The organism is Bradyrhizobium sp. WYCCWR 12699 (assembly GCF_032144035.1).
Classification (GTDB): domain Bacteria; phylum Pseudomonadota; class Alphaproteobacteria; order Rhizobiales; family Xanthobacteraceae; genus Bradyrhizobium.
The window spans coordinates 369,764-385,752 of sequence record NZ_JAVTJN010000033.1; the positions used below are offsets into that span (position 1 = coordinate 369,764).

Here is a 15,989-nt window from a genome sequence, read left to right on the forward strand (position 1 = left end):
TACTCCTGAGGTGCGGGTTGAACGGATGGTTAGTGGGCGCCGCCGGCATCGAGCTGGCCGGGCTTTTTCAGCAACATGGAGGCCGCGAGTGCCACGATCAGCGCGGCGCCGAGCAGGAAGAACATGTCGCTGAAGGCGAGGATGAACGCCTGCTTCTGCACGATCCTGCCGATCGCGACATAGGCCCGGTGCGCAGCATCGCTGCGGTCGATCACGCCGTGGCTGATGAAATACTGCGTCAGCTTCTCGACCCTCGCCTGCGTCGCCTGTTCCAGCATCGAGACAGACTGCATCAGCACGTTGGAGTGATAGTGTTCGCGCTTGGTCAGCAACGTCTGCAACAGTGCGATGCCGACGGCGCCGCCGAGGTTGCGCATCATGTTGAACAGGCCGGAGGCCGAGCCGGCGTTCTCGGCCTCGATGCCTGCCGTAGCGACGGCCGACAGCGGTGCAAACACGAACGCCTGACCGACCGCACGAACGACATTGGGCCAGAACAACTGGTCGGTAGCGTAATCATTGGTCATGTGGACGTTCATGAAATTGGAGGCGGCGAACAGCGCGAAGCCGATGCCGATGATGATCCGGGCATCGAAACGCCGCGTCAGTTGCGGCACCAGCGGGATGAACAGCAATTGCGGCAGTCCGGTCCACGCCAGCACCATGCCGATCTGTTCAGCGTTGTAGCCCTGGATACGCGACAGATAGACCGGCAGGATGAACACCGAGCCGTACAACGCGATGCCGAGCAGGAAGTTGGCAAGGATGCCGAAGCCGAAATTGCGGCGAGCCAGCAGCCGCAGATTTAGCAATGGCTTCTTCGCCGTCAATTCGATCCACAGGAAGGCGGACAGCGCGACCGCGGCGATAACTGACATTTTGACGATGAAGGGTGAACCGAACCAGTCGTCCTTGTTGCCTTCCTCCAGCACCGTCTGCAGCGCGGACAGGCCGATTGCCATCGTAACGATGCCCGGCCAGTCGCCTTCGCCAAGCAGCGACAGATTCATCGAGGCGGGCTCGAGTGAGAACCACAGCATCGCAATCATCACGGTGCCGGGTACCAGGTTGACGTAGAAAATATACTCCCAGCCCCAGTTCTCGGTGAGATAGCCGCCGATCGTTGGCCCGATTGCGGGAGCGAACGTCGCGGAGATCGCAAACAGCGCGAGCCCGATCGGCTGCTTCGCCTTCGGCAACAGTGTGATGATGAGCGTGAATGCCATCGGGATCAGCACGCCGCCGGTAAAGCCCTGCACCGCGCGCAATACGATCATCTGCGGCAGGTTTTGGGCCAGTGCGCAGGCCGCCGAGAACAGCAGGAACAGGATCGCGTTGGTGAGAAGATACACCCGGATCGAGAACACCTGGGCCAGCCAGCCGGAGAGCGGGATTACCACGATCTCGGCGATCAGATACGAGGTCGAAATCCAGCCGCCGTCGTCGGTTCCGGCGCCGATCGCGCCCTGGATGTCGGCGAGTGAGGCATTGACGATCTGGATGTTGAGCACCGCCATGAAGGCGCCGAGTGTCGCGCCGCCCACCGCGATCCAGGTCTTTGCGGTTACGGCGGGATCCGCCGGCGCCGCCGTTGTCCGGCCTTCACCGGCGGCGTTTGCATCGGCAGCGGTTTGCAGCGTGCTCATGACACTCTCCAGGATCCGGATTCATTCAGCCGTGGCGCTCGTGCCGCGCGAGGCGAGGCGCTTTTTCGCTTCACGCGCGGCAACGGCCGCCGACTTGGTGTTGATCGTCGGTTCAGCCGACATGCCCGGACGCAGCAGGCCTTTCAGATCGTGATCGTCGAGCACGATCTTGACCGGCACGCGCTGCACGATCTTGGTGAAGTTGCCGGTGGCGTTGTCGGGCGGCAGCAACGCGAATTCGAGGCCGCTGGCCGGCGAGAGGCTGTCGACACGGCCCCGCAGCCTGATGTCGTGGAAACCGTCGATGGTCAGTTCGACCGGCTGACCGGTTCGCACATGGGTGAGCTGGGTCTCCTTGAAATTGGCGATGACGTACACGGCATCGAGCGGAACCACCGCCATCAACTGCGTGCCGGCTTGCACGAACTGGCCCACACGTAACGAGCGCGCACCGACCGTACCCTCTACGGGCGCGGTGATCTGCGTATAGGACAGGTTGAGCGCCGCCTGTTGCTCGACGGCGCGGGCGCGGTCGAGCTGGGCCGCCGCCTTGGCGCGTTCGGTGGCGAGCACCTCGATCCGCTTGTTGGCGGCGATCAATGCCGATCTTTCGCCGGCCAACTGGGCGGACTTTTCGCGCAGCGCCGCGTCGGTCTGCTGCGCGCGTTGAATGGTGCCGGAACCGGACTTCATCAGGCCGTCGTAGCGGGCCTGTTCTTCCCGCGCGAACTTCAGCGCGGCCTCGCTGGCTTCGACCAGGGCAGCCTGTTGCTGAATGACCGGCTCCTGCAATTCGATCTGCGCATTGAGGTTGCGCACCGCGGCACTTGCCGCGGCGACATCGGCGCGAGCCTGATCGAGTGCGGCCCTGAAGTCGCGATCGTCGATTCGCGCCAGCAACTGCCCGGCCTTGACCGGCTCGTTGTCGGCAACGAGGACTTCGCCGATATAGCCCGAAACCTTCGGCGCGACGATCGTGGAGTCGGCTTTGACATAGGCATCGTCGGTCGTTTCCAGATAGCGGCCGGTGGTGAAGTAGTAGTGGCCGAACGTGGCGGCCGCAGCGACGCCAAGCGCCGCCGCCAGCACCAGGGCCGCACGCTTAATCGCCTGCCGTGAGGGACGAAGGCTGGTTTTGGCTTTTTGCTCATCGGCATAGGCAAGTGTGGACACGGCGTTCTCCCAAATCTGCAGGATGCGTTGAAGCTCAGTCGCGGCGATGGACGTCGTGGGTGACCATGCCTAGTTCGGGGGGCGGTCGGTCGAGGCGTCGTGGCTCTGCCAGCGTGCGGCGGATGTCATCCAGCCCGCTCTGCCAATGCGTGCGCATCGCGCTCAACCCGAACTCGTAGTCCCTGGAGTGGCCTTCGTAGAGCTTGGACTGGTAGATCAGGTGGATGATGTTGTAGGAGCGATGGCGGGCCAGGTCGGCAATGGCGCGGATTTCCGGATCGTCCTTTGCGCTTGCCGGCAATTTCTCCATCGTCCGCTGCAGCGCCTGACGCATTGTCTGCATCCGCGTCATGTGGTCGGTGATGGCGCGCGTGCGGCTGGAATATTGAATGTCCTTTTGGCGGCTCGACACTTCCATCATGTCATGGGGAACACGGCCCCTGGCCGACCAGAGATCGATCTGGAACGTCAGCGTGTCGCGCGGCTCGCCGGACAGCACGCGGGAGAGGGGCGTGTTGGACACGACGCCGCCGTCCCAATAGTGCTCGCCGTCGATTTCGACGGCGGGGAATCCGGGCGGCAGGGCGCCGGAAGCCATGAAATGCTTGGCTCCGAGCCGGCGCTCAGCGGTGTCGAAATAGGTCAGGTTGCCGGTGCGGACATTGACCGCGCCGACGCTGACGCGCATTTCGCCCGAGTTCAGGCGGTCAAAGTCGACCAGTCGCTCCAGCGTCTGTTGCAACGGCGCCGTGTCGTAAAAGCTTGTCGCTGCATCGCCCGTGAACGGGGACCAGAGGGGCGGCGGGAAACGCGGCTTGAAGAAGCCGGGCTGGCCCTGCACCAGGGCCCGGGTCGCCGCCAGCGCGTTGCGCACCGAGCTGATGTCGAACGCAAACGGCAGTGCATTGGCGAGCCCTTCGCCGGCGGGCCACTCGATCGAAAAGGCGCAGATGGACTCCCAGAATTCGCGCAGCCGCTGTACCCGCTCGCCTTCAGGCGAGCCCGCGATGATCGCAGCGTTGAGCGCGCCGATCGAAATGCCGGCCAGCCAGTTCGGCCGGATGCCGGCCTCGTGCAGGCCCTCATAGACTCCCGCCTGATAGGCGCCGAGCGCACCGCCGCCTTGCAGCACGAGGGCGACGACGTCGTAGGGAAGCGCGTTGCCTTGCTGTTGTGGCGTTGGGTTGGTCCGTTCGCGTATCACGTTTAGCATTGCCAGAACTCCTTGCATGATGGTCGATCCGATCAGCCGGCATTCGCTTCGATCAGAACCCTTGGTCCACGAACGGCAGCGCCAGGGGTGAGGTAGTCGTGGATCACGTTGCCGAGCCCAAGCGTCAGGTCGGCAACGATGTGCTTGGCGGACAACACTTGGAGAACCGGCAGCTCGGCGACGGGAGCCAGCGCATGCGAATAGAGGTCCAGCGCGGCGGGCCCGGTCCACGCGCCCTTCACATTGATGTCTTCGAGGTGGTAGCGCACCAGTTCGCAGATGCGCGCCGTGCCGTCGACGTGAGGGATGATCTTGAGCAGGAAGTTGGGGCCTGCGAGCTTTCGGGCTTCGAGCGCTGTGTCGAGCGTCCGGTGCTTGTAGCCCATGGTGCCGGTGGCAACCCGGACCGAACCGTAGTTCAAGGTCCCGACCAGCGTATCGGTCTCGACGGCGAGTTTCGGCTGCGCAAGTTTCTTCGGAAAGCCCCAGAGTTCGCGCCCGCCGGCAATCGGCGGATGATCGTTGAGAAACATCTGGTGCGTGAAGCTGCCGGTCTCGCCCCGGAAGGATACCGGAATCACTTGACCGCTTTCGGTGTAGTCGCCGAAGCCGGTGGAGTCGGGCATGCGGATGAATTCGTAATTCACTACCGGCTCGGTCAGTTCGAGCGGTTCCGGCACGATCCGGCGCAACGCCTCGGGATCGGTTCGGTACTGAATGATGAAATACTCGCGATTGACGAAGCGATACGGGCCAGGCGGAAAGGCCGGGTTCGTCAGCGGCATCGCAAACGCGCTCGCGCGCAGGGTCTCGTGTTTCATCGAGGTCGAGCTCCAGGAGGGGTGTGGTTGCGCGGGCCGCGCTTCGGCGCGGGAAACGCGGCCCGTATCGGATGAAGCGCTGATCGGGCGTGCCTGTCGGCACTAACCCGACAAGCAATCAGTAGTCCCAGAACGCAGGCACCCAACGAAAGGCGTCGCCGGCCACAGCCACATGGCCGACGGATGGGAACGGCATATGCGTGGCCACCAGCAACCCGCCGGTTTCCGCCAGCTCGCGCAAAAGGCTGGTGCGGGCGCGGGCCGCTTCCTCGGGGTAGTGTTCGAAGCCGTTGTGCCAGTCGGGGTGTTCGAACCCGACGGCAAACACGAGGTCGCCGGCGAACGTCAGCCGGTCGCCGCCGGACGCCAGGCGGACGATGCTGTGCCCGGGCGTGTGACCGCCGGTGCGGTGAATGACCACGCCCGGCGCCACTTCGTGCTCATCCTCGAAGAGCCGAAGCTGGCTACGGTACTCCTTCGCGAACCGTTTGGCCGTAGCCCGAAGCGCATCCGGGAAACCGTCCGGCATCGAAACCTGGGAGAAATCGGGCGATTCCCAGAACTTGACCTCGGCGGCCGCCACGTGGATCTGCAGGTCCGGGCGCAGTTGCTCCTTCACGCCTTCGACGAGCAGCCCGCCAACGTGGTCCATGTGCATGTGGGTAAGCACCACGTCGGTCACGGAGGCGAGATCGATGCCAGCGGCCTCCAGCCGATGGATCAATTGTCCGGCCCGAGGAAGGGGAAACTCCGCACCCATCCCGGCGTCGATCAGGATGGTCCGGCCGCCGCTGCGCACCACGACCACGTTGAGCGCCCAATCGAAGGCGTCCGGTGGCAGGAAATTGTCTTTCAGCCAGGCCGCGCGGATAGCGGGTGCTGCGTTGTGAGCCAACATCGCGCCCGGCAGCGTCAGCACGCCGTCGCTGACCACCATCACGTCGATCTCGCCGATCCGCAGCGCGTAACGCGACGGAACCAACTCATCGGGCACCTTGTTGCCGGTGTATGAGGGGTCGTGCAGATTCATATTTCTCTCCTGTTACATGGTTGGTGCTGGCTGGTCTTGTTCGGGTAGGCCGTGCAGCCAGCGCGGAGCGCGGCCGGTTCGCGTGACGGTCTAGAAGAAGCCGCTGACATCGCCGACACGCTCCGGATCGGCCGAGGCAAGAGCGGCAGCGCGCTCGGCCTTCGGCGGATAGATCCAGACGGTGTTGATCTCCCGCTTGGTCTTCTTGGCGGTGTCGCCGACCATCGTCACCTCGCGCTCCCAGCCGCGGGTGAACACCGCGTCGGCTTCGCCGAGGTCGAGACAGGTGACGTATTTCTCCTGGTGGTAGCGCTTGGTCGGAACGCCGAGCAGCTCGGCGGCGGCGTTATGGCCGGCAAAGGCGCCCATTCGCGTGGCGTGCTGGCACGACATCAATGCGTAATTGCCCTCATCATCGCAGGCGGCGCGGGCGGCGTCGCCTGTGGCGAACACGCCAGGTACCGACGGCACGCGCAAATCACGGTCGACGAGCAGCCGGCCGGAATTGTCGCGCTCGGCGGCGACCTGTGCGGTCAACGGAGCCGCGCGAATGCCGCCCGCCCAGATCACGGTCTCGGCCTCAATGTGTTCGCCTGACGTCAACGTGACGCCCGATTGGTCGAGCGAGGCGACGCCGGCGCCGAGCCTGGTCTCCACGCCGCGCTTGTGCAGGGCGTCCTCGATAACGGGGCGGGGTCCTTCGCCCATGGCGGAAGCGATCGCGCTGTTGCGGTCGACGATGATGACGCGCGGCTTGGCGTCCTTGCCGAAGATCGCGCGAAGTCGCGCCGGCAATTCCGTCGCCGCCTCGATTCCGGTGAATCCGCCGCCGGCAACGACGACGGTGTCGCGCCCGTTTACCGCCGGCCGATCGGCCAGGCTGTGCAGGTGCCGGTCGAGGGTCATCGCATCATTGAGATTGTCGACGCTGAAGCCATGTTCGGCGAGGCCCGGAATGTCCGGACGGAACAGCCGGCTGCCGGTCGCCACGACAAGCCGATCGTAGGAAAGGCTCCTCTTCGTACCTTTGGCGCCGCCGATTTCCACGGTGCGAGACCTGGTGTCGATCGTCTCCGCGCTGCCTTGCACATAGACAACGTCGATAGCCTTGAGGACATCCGTGAGGGGCGCCGTCAGGGTCTCGGGCTTCGGTTCATACAGGCGCGGGCGAACCACGAGTGTCGGCTCGGGTGCGACCAGCGCGATCTCGAGCTCTTCGGGTGAGACGCCCTGGATGTCGCGCAGGCGGGCGGCGGAAAGTGCGGCGTACATGCCGGCGAAGCCGGCGCCGATGATGACTAATCGCATGTGTCTACTCCTCTGGTTTGACTTCTCGGACTCGCGCGTCACCGTTGCCGCTCCCGCATCCGGAATGGCTTGTCACGATCGGCGATGACGCGAAGGCGTGAAATGGATTGGTCGAGCGCCTAAGGCGCGGTGCAGCCCGGCGTTATCATGGAAGGACGCTCGCACGCTGCGTGACAGCCACGGGAAACCGCCGGCCGGCGAATTTGAAAGGCGATCGACTCGCTGGGCCTCAAGGGCCAGTCATCGTGGAAGATGGAGACCCCGGCTCTGGTCATGATCGACGTTGTCGACGGGATCGGAATTTCGACTTCCTCCCCCGTTGCCGAGGTAAAGCGGACGCTGAGTGACAGTCCGTACACCAGCGCGGTCGCGATGACCCGGCGTCGCGGCACAATTGCAAGGAGGGCGACACAGTGCTTCCAGGCCATTGCTCGTCTCCGTCCGTTGTCGATGTTCGATACCGCAAATCTACGGGATCGGAGCTGCGGCCGCGCCAGCGCGATTGACGCGGTTGCAGAGAGATTGCTGTTAACGCATGCGACGGCGCCATTGGCTCGGCGTGTCGCCGGTCAGCTTCTTGAACGCCGCCGTAAATGCGGTCTGCGATGCGTAACCGAGTTCTGCGGCCACCACCTCGATCGACGTATCGGTATCGCACAGCATGTTCATGGCTCGCTCGAGCCGCTGCTGGCGCAGCCAGGCGTGCGGCGAGAGCCCGGTGCTTTCCTTGAAGGCGCGGCAGAAATGGAAGCGCGACAGGCCGGCGTCCGATGCCAGCGCAGCGAGCGAAACGTCGGCATCGCTGCCCGAGCGCAGGCGTTCGATCGCGCGGCGCAGAGCATGTGGGGACAGCCCACCTATAATCGGTTCGAACGTGACCAACTCGCCAGTATGCGCAGCCAACAGACGTGTGGTCAGGAGATCTGTAAGCTGGTGTCTGAACAGGGCATCCAGGGTCGCGTTGCCCTCCAGCACATCCGCGGCACTCATCAGCAATCCGGATGTGATGGAATCGGGATGTCCCGTCCGTTCCAGAAGATCGCCGGGAGCGGAAGCGCCGGCTTCGCGAGCCACGCGTTCGAGCGTCATGTGTGGAAGATAGAGCTGGATGACATCGACAGCGCCGGGAATATCCCATCTGGCGCTTGAACCAGCCGGAATGATCGTCACAACTCCCGAACGCGCCGTCCCGGTCACAGCCGATCTCCCGGTGCGCCGCTCCAGACGCTGAACGCCGGTGGGGTAGGTCATGATGACGTGGTCACGCATAGGCTCGACCACGTCGTGCAGGGCCCCATGCTTCCAATGGGCGATGGCTCCATTGGAGGGGTCTGACGCCACCTGCAGCGGTACGGTCTTCAAGACGCGCGCCATCTCCGCTTCGGCAGCGCGCTGCCGGGTATCCGTTGGAGCCTCGCGGCCGGGTGCGGCCAGCAGGTCCTCCAGGGGATCGTTGTCGACCGGTCTCTTCATCGAGCCGTTCTCGCGCTTGGAATGCTACTCGTCATCCGCAAGCAGTTGCCGCTACTGCACGCCTTGTCGCCAATCGCTCGGGGTTTTGCCGGTCAAGCGCCTGAAGGCGGCCGCGAATGCGGTCTGCGAGGCATAGCCAAGCTCGGCCGCCACCGACACGATCGATGTGTCGGTGTCGCGCAGCATGTTCATGGCCTGCTCAAGGCGGTATTGCCGCAGCCAGGCATGAGGGGAGAGCCCGGTACTTTCCTTGAACGCGCGGCAGAAGTGCGAGCGCGACAGGCCGGCGTCCGAAGCGAGAGCCGCAAGCGAGACGTCGGAATCGCTGTCGGAGCGCAGGCGTTCGATGGCGCGAAGCAGGACCTTTGGCGAAAGCCCGCCCGTGGCCGGCTCGAACGTGGTTGGCGAGGCGGTGTGCACAGCCAGCAGACGCGTGGCGAGGAGGTCTATGAGTTGATGCCTGAACAGCGTGTCGAGTGCGCTGTTGCCCTCCAGCCCATCGGCCGCGCTCAACAGCAATCGGGATGTAACGGGATCGGGATGCCCCGTTCGTTCGAGGAGATCGACCGCTGCGGCAGTGTTGGTTTCACGGGCAACCCGCTCGAGCGTCGCGGTCGGAAGATAGAGCTGAACCACATCCACGGGTTTTGGGATATCCCACCGGGAGCTCGATCCTTCCGGAATGACGATCACAGCCCCGGGACGGAACGTTCCCTTCGCGACCGATCTTCCCGATCGGCGCTCCACGTGCTGCACCGTGCCATTGTAAGCCATGATGACGTGGTCGCTCATGGGCTCGACGACGTCGTGCAATGGGTCATGTTTCCAATGGGCGATCGCAGCACCGGAGGGATCCAATGCCATGCGGATCGGTTCGGTGTTGAGGACGCGCGCCATCTCCACATCAGCGGCATGCCGGTCGGCGTTTGGCGACTTGTCCCGATGTGCTGTGGTTGCATCGGACAGGCTTGTAGAGGGATCGATCGGCTTGCTCATGGCGATGCGCTTGCTTGAGGGAATTGCACCCGCGCCGGAGTGGCCTGCCTGCGTGAAGCCTCTGCTTCCTTCCGCGGTATCGTGCCGCTAGGCGCCGCGAGTTTGTCGGGTGCGTTCTAGGCGCGTAGAACTACGTGGTCTTTCTTAAAGCAACCGCGTCTTGTCTGATTCTGCTCAAAGCGCGCTGGCGGCCATTTTTGATCGGCTGCCGTGGTCGGATTGACGAGGGGGCGAGTATCGCAACCAGGCGCGGTGGGCATTGAAATCACTTCGAAAAATCGCTTTGTGACCATCATGGTGGCCAGTCCTCACAATTGCGTTGACCGCCGCCGTGAACCTAGACCTCCGCACCCGGATACCGGATACTGCGCGCCGGAACGGAGTGCCGGCGGTGCGTCGAACGGCCCGATCGACCTCCACGAATGGTTCAAACACATGACGCATGCGAGCACCTTCGGACAGAGGGTCAGGCAGCAGTTGCACCTGAGGGATGCACCGCCCTCGCTGATCACGCGTTCACTGCGCGGCATCGAACTCGCGGTCACCGAAACCCAGGTTGATAACCCGATACCGGGTCGTTCCGGCTCCGTGGCCGATGAAGCCTATTTCGTCAGTCTGAAGCTTCACGATTACCCGGACTGCGAGCTCTGGGAAAACGGCAAGTCCGTCGGGAAGGCGGATGTTAGGGCCGGTACGACATATCTGTACGATCTCAGGCGCGATCCGGGTTTCATCATCGACAAACCATTTCATTCCCTCCACTTTTATCTTCCGCGTTCAGCGCTTGACCGCATCGCGAGGGAATCCGGCACACCGCCTGTTGGCGACCTCGCCTGCCAGTTCGGCTTCGGCCATGACGACGAGGTCATGCGTCATATCGGCACATTGCTGCTGCAAGGGCTCAGCCGACCGGCCGAGGTCAACCAGCTTTTCATCGATCACATGATGCTGGCGTTCACCGCGCACATTGCCCAGGCCTATGGCGGGTTGCAGAGCACGACCGGGCCCGCTCGCGGCGGCCTTGCCCCGTGGCAAGTAAAGCGTGCCTGCGAAAAGCTCGACTCCGACCTCGGCGGGACACTTTCACTGCAACAGATCGCGGCCGAGTTTGGCCTCTCGGTCGGTCATTTTTCGCGCGCGTTTCGAATTTCGACCGGCCTGCCGCCGCACCAATGGCTGCTGCGCCAGCGCGTGGAAGCGGCCAAGCAGTTGATGACCATCGTACGGGACCTGCCATTGTCGGAAGTTGCGGTATCGGCAGGATTCGCCAATCAAAGCCACTTTACAAAGGTGTTTTCGGCGCAAGTCGGCACCAGCCCCGCGGCATGGCGCCGCGAAACGCAGGGCACCAGGGAAAGCGGAAGCTGATCCTTCGATCAGCGGCGCCTGGCCCGTGAGATCGTGTAGGCGGCGCGGCGGGCCGCAAAGATCTCGTCGGGCGGATGCCCGATGCCTTCGGCGAGGACTGCCGGATCGAAGACGTATGCATCGCGCTTTTCGATTGCAGTGATCACGATTGTTCCGAGGCGCACCGTCTCCCGGCGGTCCTCGTCCGGCCATCGGATCGTGACATCCAATATGGGGTCTCCGAGGCGGCCGAGCACCGCCATCAGGCTGAACCGGATATCGCGTGCCGCGATCCGGCTTTCCAAATCGTCGTGCAGGAACTCTTCAGGCTTCGTCCTGGCCGCGCCTTCGGTCGGCGCAGCACCTTGGCTGCCGACCGGGACGACCTTGAATTTGATGAATTGAGTCTCGCCATACCGATTTGTCGCGGGAAAGGCGTGGACGGCCCAGTAGGTGGTATCGGCAACGCTTGCGGGAAGCGGATGGGCAGCCACATAGCTTGCCTGATGCGAAGTCTCAGGATTGGCGGCGGAGAACGCCTCGACTTTTTCCGGATCGGGTCGTTGGCCGGACCCGGGAACGCGCGCCTTCAGATACGCCAACATCTGCGCCGGGGTCCTCGCATAGTGAACGGGCGCGCTCTGTGTGAGAATGTCGGAACGATGCTCCGTATCTCCGAGCCTGAAGCTGAACCCGCGCAGCACGAAATTATCAGTGTTCGGCAAGCGGGGATTGCCGCCGTCCAGCGAGAAGCGCGCCAGCACGCGTGATGCGGCCGTGAAACTCTGCGACTTCGTAATTTCTTCCGCTCTGTCTGACGGGATAAAGGTGCCGCGGACACAGCGGCCTCTGGCGAAGCTGGCGCGTGTCTTTGGCGACACACCGGCCGACGCTTTCAGCGTGTCGACGATCGACGCGGGCGTGGCAGCGCCGGTTGGGACCCGGATCATGACGATACCTCCGGCGTCTTGCTAAAGCGGCCAGGCGCGGCAGGCATTCGGGCTTTGAAACACAAGCGGCTGGGCGGGCTTTGGCCTCCAGCCCAGGCGGAAGATCGGAACGCTGTCTCTGGTCATGATCGAGACCATGGGATCTCGTGTGTGAACCGGTTGCGCCGCAATCCTCGCTCCTTCATCTCCGGTCGAAGCCAAGCGCACCGTCGCTGAAAGGGCGCACATGAAGGTGGTGGAGAGGACTTTCGGCCGCGATGCGAGGGTCGCAGATTGGTTGACGAGATTCTTCCAGATCATCGCGTGTCCTTCCATCTACCGTTGACGTCGATACGGTGATGGTAGGGAGCTGGCGCAGCACTGCCCCAGAGCGATTGATCCAATTGCAGAGCGATTGCGGGCAGTTGTGCGGTGTCGCGATGGCCTGCGGCCGAACAGGCGAATGTCATGGCGCCGCGATCGACCTAGTCGTGCTGTTGCCAGGTCAAGGGCGGCCGGAAACGCTCGCGGCCTGCCGCAGAACATATGCTTCCCAAACAGCCTTCGCTGCGGCGCTTGGTAAGCTGACCGACGGACCCCCAGCCGATTGGCGCCCGCGCGTTCGGTAACAGCAATCGCTCTATGGGTACGACAATCGCTCTGGCGCAGCTCCGGATTCGATTCGCTAGATCCTCACAGTGCCCACTCCAAAAAGAGGAGACGAGCGATGGGCTGGATGATCGACAGCGTTGGACGATTGATTGCGCGGCTTCAGAAGCAGGCCAACCGCGGTGCGCCGTTGCCGCCGAACGATTCGACGGCCTTGCGCGACACTCTTCGACCAGGTGACGTTTTGCTGGTCGAGGGCAAAGGTCGCATTTCCAGCGGCATCAAGTATCTCACTCAATCGGCCTGGTCGCACTCGGCGCTGTACGTCGGGCCGATGGCGGGTTCCGCAACTGACGGTGAGCCTCATGTCCTGATCGAAGCCAATATAGACGAAGGTGTCGTGGCGGCGCCGCTGTCGAAATATCTGCATTGCCAAACCCGTATCTGCCGGCCGGTGGGCCTCAGCGGAGCGGACTGCGAGAAGGTCTGCCGCTACGCTTCCGAACGCATTGGCCTCGGCTACGATTTCAAGAACGTCATCGACCTGATGCGGCATCTGTTCCCATGGCCAATGGCGCAGCGTTGTCGCCGCCGAACGATCGCACTTGGCTCGGGCGATGCGAGCCGCATCATCTGTTCTTCGCTGATTGCGCAAGCCTTCGAAGCCGTGCGTTATCCGATCCTCCCCACGATCACGCACATCGATAGCCAGACTGCGCGGCGCGAAATCGCCGAGCCTCGTCACTCATCACTCTACGCGCCACGCGACTTCGATATTTCGCCTTACTTCATGGTGGTGAAGCCCACGCTCGCGCGCGGCTTCAACTATAAGGACATGCATTGGACCGCCCAGGGTCGCACTCCACAGCACACGCTCGCTCCAGAGATGGAGAGGCGCGATCGCGCAAGTGGCATGCGCCCGAATTTCCCGCTGGACCAATGACATGCGGAGTATCCGGGCGGAAAACGCGGAATTCCACGATCCGAGGCGGGAGGCTTTCTTCCTTCCGCTCCATTCGGGACTACGACGTCAAGTCGCGTGGCCTTCGTTTCTTGGGCCGGCCGGAACGATGGAGACCCCGCACCTCCTGCTGTTGAAACAGCTCGCCGCAGACGTCACGCAACCATTGGTTTGCCGGGTCGTGATGGAAGCGGGCGTGCCAATATTGCTTCACCGTAAAGCCGGCGATCGCCAGCGGGCAATCGAGCACGCGCAGTCCGTAATAATGAGCCAACGTCTCGCCAATGTGTCTTGGAAGGGTGGCGATCAGGTCAGTTGTCCCGACGATTGCGGGCAACCCCAGAAAGCCCGGGAGTTCGAGCGCAACGTCAAGGACCATGCGCTGCTCCCGTAGCGCGTCCCCGAGCAAGAGATGTCCAGTGCCGGAGCGAATGAGGACGTGGGCCTCACGCCTGAAATCCCTTGCGGTGATGCGGTCGCGGATCCGGGCATGGTTTGCGTTCGCCAGGCAAACCCAATCCTGCGGAAACAGCACCTGTTGGAAGTGCCCGGCATCGAGGTCCGAGATGTAGCCGAGCGCCAGATCAGCCTCGCCAGACTGCAGCATCCGCGGAGTATCGCCGCCGATCTGCGCCGCCTCGATGCGGATGCCCGGCGCAACTTGGCGGACGTAGCCAAGAATGGCGGGCAGCAGCGTGATGTGGCTCGCATCCGTCATGCAGATGACGAAGCGGCGCTTTGCAGTCGCCGGATCGAACTCCGGGCGAAGCTCCGCCAGGCGACGCAGCATCTCCAGGGCCTGTCTGGCCGTGCCGATCAAGGCCTCGGCGCGCGGAGTCGGTAGCATTCCCTCCGCTGATCTGATGAAGAGCGGATCGTGCAGTTCCTTTCGCAGGCGCGCCAGCCCAATCGAAATGGTCGGTTGGCTTTGACCGAGCTTCTCGGCTGCTTTGGTGACACTGCCCGTGGAGAACAATGCGTCAAAGAGCCGGAGCAGGCGCGGCTCCAGCAGGCTCGTCTTGGAGGGATCCCGGTGCTTCATTGCGATCTGAAATAATGGTTATAAGGATCATAGAATATCCAAATACCGGGCCGCCTGCTAGCACGCTTCCAACGCCAAAACGGGCGAGGGAGAAGCGTTCGGATGAGGATCTGCTTTATCGGAGCGGGAGCCCTCGGTTCGACCATCGGCGGCACGTTGGCGCGCGGTGGAGCCGAGGTCTGGCTAATTGATCCGTTCCAGGCTCATGTCGACGCGATCAATGCCGGTGGTTTGCGGATTCTCGAAGGTGAAGCCGAGAGCGTCGTGAAGGTCTCCGCCTGCGCCTCCGCGACGGAGGTCGGCAGCGTCGCGGACCTCGTCATTGTCCTCGTCAAATCCTACCATACGCGCGATGCGATCCGAGCGGCGACGCCGATCATCGGACCGCAGACGGTCGTGATGTCGCTTCAAAACGGTCTCGGTCACGAGGACATCCTTGCGGAGGAAGTTGGCCGTGACCGGGTCATGGCCGGCAAGACCTACGTTGGTGGCGTGCTGCTTGGCCCAGGCCATGTTCGCTCCGGGGTCATCGGCAAGGAAACCATCATCGGCGAACTTGATGGCCGCCTGACGGACCGCGCGCGGCGAATTTCAGAGACGTTCAATCGTGCGGGCATTCTCACGCAGCTCAGCGACAACATCCTGGGCACGATGTGGGACAAGTTGTTCATCAACGTCGCCGGAGGAGGAATTACCACCGTTACCGGGTTGACCTATGGCGGTCTCTATTCACTGGCGATCCTGGAAGATTGCGCGCTGGCCGCAATCTCGGAGGGCATCGCGGTCGCACAGGCCGCCGGTGTGAAGATCTCAATCGCCGATCCGCGCCGCGCCTGGACGATGGCGTCCGCTGGACTGCCGCCCGAGTTCAAGACGTCGATGCTGCAGAGCCTGCAGTCCGGGAATCTGACTGAAGTTGATTACATTCACGGCTCCGTCGTGCGTTGGGGCGCCAAGCTCAACGTGCCGACCCCCGTCAACGCGACCCTCGTCGCGTTGGTCAAAGGGCTCGAATACGCCCGCAGCAATTATCCGGGAAAGGCCTGAGACGATGTCGTTGCCGCGCGCCTATGTCGAGCACGTCGCGATCCGTGTGCCGGACGTTGATCGTCACGTCGACTTCTTCCGTGAGGTGCTCGGTCTTGCCGTTCGCGACGAGCAACTCGCCGACGGTGCGTGCCCACGTCAGGTATGGGTGCTCGGAAGCGTGCAACTCATCGAGGATCCGCATTTTGCCGGACCGGAGGGGCGTCTCGCCCATCTCGGCATCATGGTCGACGATTACGAGGGCGTGCTCGCCCGGGCCGCCGCCTGGGGCGCCAAGGCGTTGCCGGCCGGGCCGAACTGGCTCGCGTTGCCGGGCGGGTTGAACGTCGAGATCTTGCAAGCGAGCGCTGGCGCCGTGGAAGCCGCTTTGGCGATCAATCCCCGTGCCTAGAGG

At 63.3% G+C, this 15,989-nt stretch carries 15 protein-coding genes; 4 read left to right on the forward strand and 11 right to left on the reverse strand.

Annotation, left to right across the window (positions count from 1 at the left end; all coding sequences use genetic code 11):
• Positions 1-29 precede the first annotated feature (29 nt).
• From RPS27_RS21915 to RPS27_RS21950, 8 genes are all read right to left on the reverse strand, one after another.
• Positions 30-1,646, reverse strand: a complete 1,617-nt coding sequence (locus RPS27_RS21915) for an MDR family MFS transporter (protein WP_313754361.1) — start codon at positions 1,644-1,646, stop codon at positions 30-32.
• Between the two features lie 21 nt (positions 1,647-1,667).
• Positions 1,668-2,819, reverse strand: a complete 1,152-nt coding sequence (locus RPS27_RS21920) for an HlyD family secretion protein (protein WP_313754362.1) — start codon at positions 2,817-2,819, stop codon at positions 1,668-1,670.
• A 34-nt stretch (positions 2,820-2,853) separates the two neighbouring features.
• Complete coding sequence (locus tag RPS27_RS21925) at positions 2,854-4,032, reverse strand: patatin-like phospholipase family protein (RefSeq protein ID WP_313754363.1); 1,179 nt, start codon at positions 4,030-4,032, stop codon at positions 2,854-2,856.
• 32 nt (positions 4,033-4,064) lie between these two features.
• Positions 4,065-4,853 (reverse strand): acetoacetate decarboxylase, encoded by a 789-nt coding sequence (locus tag RPS27_RS21930; protein WP_313754364.1) that lies wholly within the window; start codon positions 4,851-4,853, stop codon positions 4,065-4,067.
• 118 nt (positions 4,854-4,971) lie between these two features.
• A complete protein-coding gene (locus RPS27_RS21935) occupies positions 4,972-5,883 on the reverse strand; it encodes an MBL fold metallo-hydrolase (RefSeq protein ID WP_212067518.1) in 912 nt (303 codons plus the stop codon).
• Positions 5,884-5,973: 90 nt separating this feature from the next.
• Positions 5,974-7,191 (reverse strand): NAD(P)/FAD-dependent oxidoreductase, encoded by a 1,218-nt coding sequence (locus RPS27_RS21940; RefSeq protein WP_313754365.1) that lies wholly within the window; start codon positions 7,189-7,191, stop codon positions 5,974-5,976.
• 528 nt (positions 7,192-7,719) lie between these two features.
• On the reverse strand, positions 7,720-8,664 hold the full coding sequence (locus RPS27_RS21945) for an AraC family transcriptional regulator (protein ID WP_313754367.1): 945 nt from the start codon (positions 8,662-8,664) through the stop codon (positions 7,720-7,722).
• A 51-nt stretch (positions 8,665-8,715) separates the two neighbouring features.
• Positions 8,716-9,660 carry a helix-turn-helix domain-containing protein gene (locus RPS27_RS21950; protein WP_259217268.1) on the reverse strand — a complete coding sequence of 315 codons (945 nt, stop codon included), beginning with the start codon at positions 9,658-9,660 and terminating at the stop codon, positions 8,716-8,718.
• A gap of 435 nt (positions 9,661-10,095) precedes the next feature.
• Here RPS27_RS21950 and RPS27_RS21955 point away from each other — a divergent pair, with 435 nt between their 5' ends.
• Positions 10,096-11,028 carry an AraC family transcriptional regulator gene (locus RPS27_RS21955; protein ID WP_313754567.1) on the forward strand — a complete coding sequence of 311 codons (933 nt, stop codon included), beginning with the start codon at positions 10,096-10,098 and terminating at the stop codon, positions 11,026-11,028.
• Between the two features lie 8 nt (positions 11,029-11,036).
• Here RPS27_RS21955 and RPS27_RS21960 read toward each other — a convergent pair whose 3' ends face one another.
• Together RPS27_RS21960 and RPS27_RS21965 are read right to left on the reverse strand one after the other, a co-directional pair.
• Positions 11,037-11,957: a catalase gene (locus RPS27_RS21960; RefSeq protein WP_313754368.1), complete on the reverse strand. Its 921-nt coding sequence runs from the start codon at positions 11,955-11,957 to the stop codon at positions 11,037-11,039.
• Positions 11,958-11,978: 21 nt separating this feature from the next.
• Entirely contained in the window at positions 11,979-12,257 is a 279-nt protein-coding gene (locus RPS27_RS21965; RefSeq protein WP_313754369.1) for a hypothetical protein, read from the reverse strand.
• Between the two features lie 406 nt (positions 12,258-12,663).
• Between RPS27_RS21965 and RPS27_RS21970 the strand changes: the two genes are divergently transcribed.
• Positions 12,664-13,488 (forward strand): YiiX/YebB-like N1pC/P60 family cysteine hydrolase, encoded by an 825-nt coding sequence (locus RPS27_RS21970; protein ID WP_313754370.1) that lies wholly within the window; start codon positions 12,664-12,666, stop codon positions 13,486-13,488.
• 79 nt (positions 13,489-13,567) lie between these two features.
• Here the strand turns inward: RPS27_RS21970 and RPS27_RS21975 are convergent, their stop codons facing one another.
• Positions 13,568-14,548, reverse strand: coding sequence for a LysR family transcriptional regulator (locus RPS27_RS21975; RefSeq protein WP_313754371.1), 981 nt, complete (start codon positions 14,546-14,548; stop codon positions 13,568-13,570).
• A gap of 102 nt (positions 14,549-14,650) precedes the next feature.
• Here RPS27_RS21975 and RPS27_RS21980 point away from each other — a divergent pair, with 102 nt between their 5' ends.
• Together RPS27_RS21980 and RPS27_RS21985 are read left to right on the forward strand one after the other, a co-directional pair.
• Positions 14,651-15,595 (forward strand): ketopantoate reductase family protein, encoded by a 945-nt coding sequence (locus tag RPS27_RS21980; protein WP_313754372.1) that lies wholly within the window; start codon positions 14,651-14,653, stop codon positions 15,593-15,595.
• A 4-nt stretch (positions 15,596-15,599) separates the two neighbouring features.
• Entirely contained in the window at positions 15,600-15,986 is a 387-nt protein-coding gene (locus RPS27_RS21985) for a VOC family protein (protein ID WP_313754373.1), read from the forward strand.
• The last annotated feature ends 3 nt before the right edge of the window (positions 15,987-15,989 follow it).

What these genes read in the sequence shown, in the direction of transcription:
- RPS27_RS21955 (WP_313754567.1), top strand. Translation starts at nt 10,096, where the DNA reads ATGACGCATGCGAGCACCTTCGGACAGAGGGTCAGGCAGCAGTTGCAC.
- RPS27_RS21935 (WP_212067518.1), bottom strand. Translation starts at nt 5,883, where the DNA reads ATGAATCTGCACGACCCCTCATACACCGGCAACAAGGTGCCCGATGAG.
- RPS27_RS21915 (WP_313754361.1), bottom strand. Translation starts at nt 1,646, where the DNA reads ATGAGCACGCTGCAAACCGCTGCCGATGCAAACGCCGCCGGTGAAGGC.
- RPS27_RS21940 (WP_313754365.1), bottom strand. Translation starts at nt 7,191, where the DNA reads ATGCGATTAGTCATCATCGGCGCCGGCTTCGCCGGCATGTACGCCGCA.
- RPS27_RS21930 (WP_313754364.1), bottom strand. Translation starts at nt 4,853, where the DNA reads ATGAAACACGAGACCCTGCGCGCGAGCGCGTTTGCGATGCCGCTGACG.
- RPS27_RS21960 (WP_313754368.1), bottom strand. Translation starts at nt 11,957, where the DNA reads ATGATCCGGGTCCCAACCGGCGCTGCCACGCCCGCGTCGATCGTCGAC.
- RPS27_RS21965 (WP_313754369.1), bottom strand. Translation starts at nt 12,257, where the DNA reads ATGATCTGGAAGAATCTCGTCAACCAATCTGCGACCCTCGCATCGCGG.
- RPS27_RS21925 (WP_313754363.1), bottom strand. Translation starts at nt 4,032, where the DNA reads ATGCTAAACGTGATACGCGAACGGACCAACCCAACGCCACAACAGCAA.
- RPS27_RS21945 (WP_313754367.1), bottom strand. Translation starts at nt 8,664, where the DNA reads ATGAAGAGACCGGTCGACAACGATCCCCTGGAGGACCTGCTGGCCGCA.
- RPS27_RS21985 (WP_313754373.1), top strand. Translation starts at nt 15,600, where the DNA reads ATGTCGTTGCCGCGCGCCTATGTCGAGCACGTCGCGATCCGTGTGCCG.
- RPS27_RS21975 (WP_313754371.1), bottom strand. Translation starts at nt 14,548, where the DNA reads ATGAAGCACCGGGATCCCTCCAAGACGAGCCTGCTGGAGCCGCGCCTG.
- RPS27_RS21950 (WP_259217268.1), bottom strand. Translation starts at nt 9,660, where the DNA reads ATGAGCAAGCCGATCGATCCCTCTACAAGCCTGTCCGATGCAACCACA.
- RPS27_RS21970 (WP_313754370.1), top strand. Translation starts at nt 12,664, where the DNA reads ATGGGCTGGATGATCGACAGCGTTGGACGATTGATTGCGCGGCTTCAG.
- RPS27_RS21980 (WP_313754372.1), top strand. Translation starts at nt 14,651, where the DNA reads ATGAGGATCTGCTTTATCGGAGCGGGAGCCCTCGGTTCGACCATCGGC.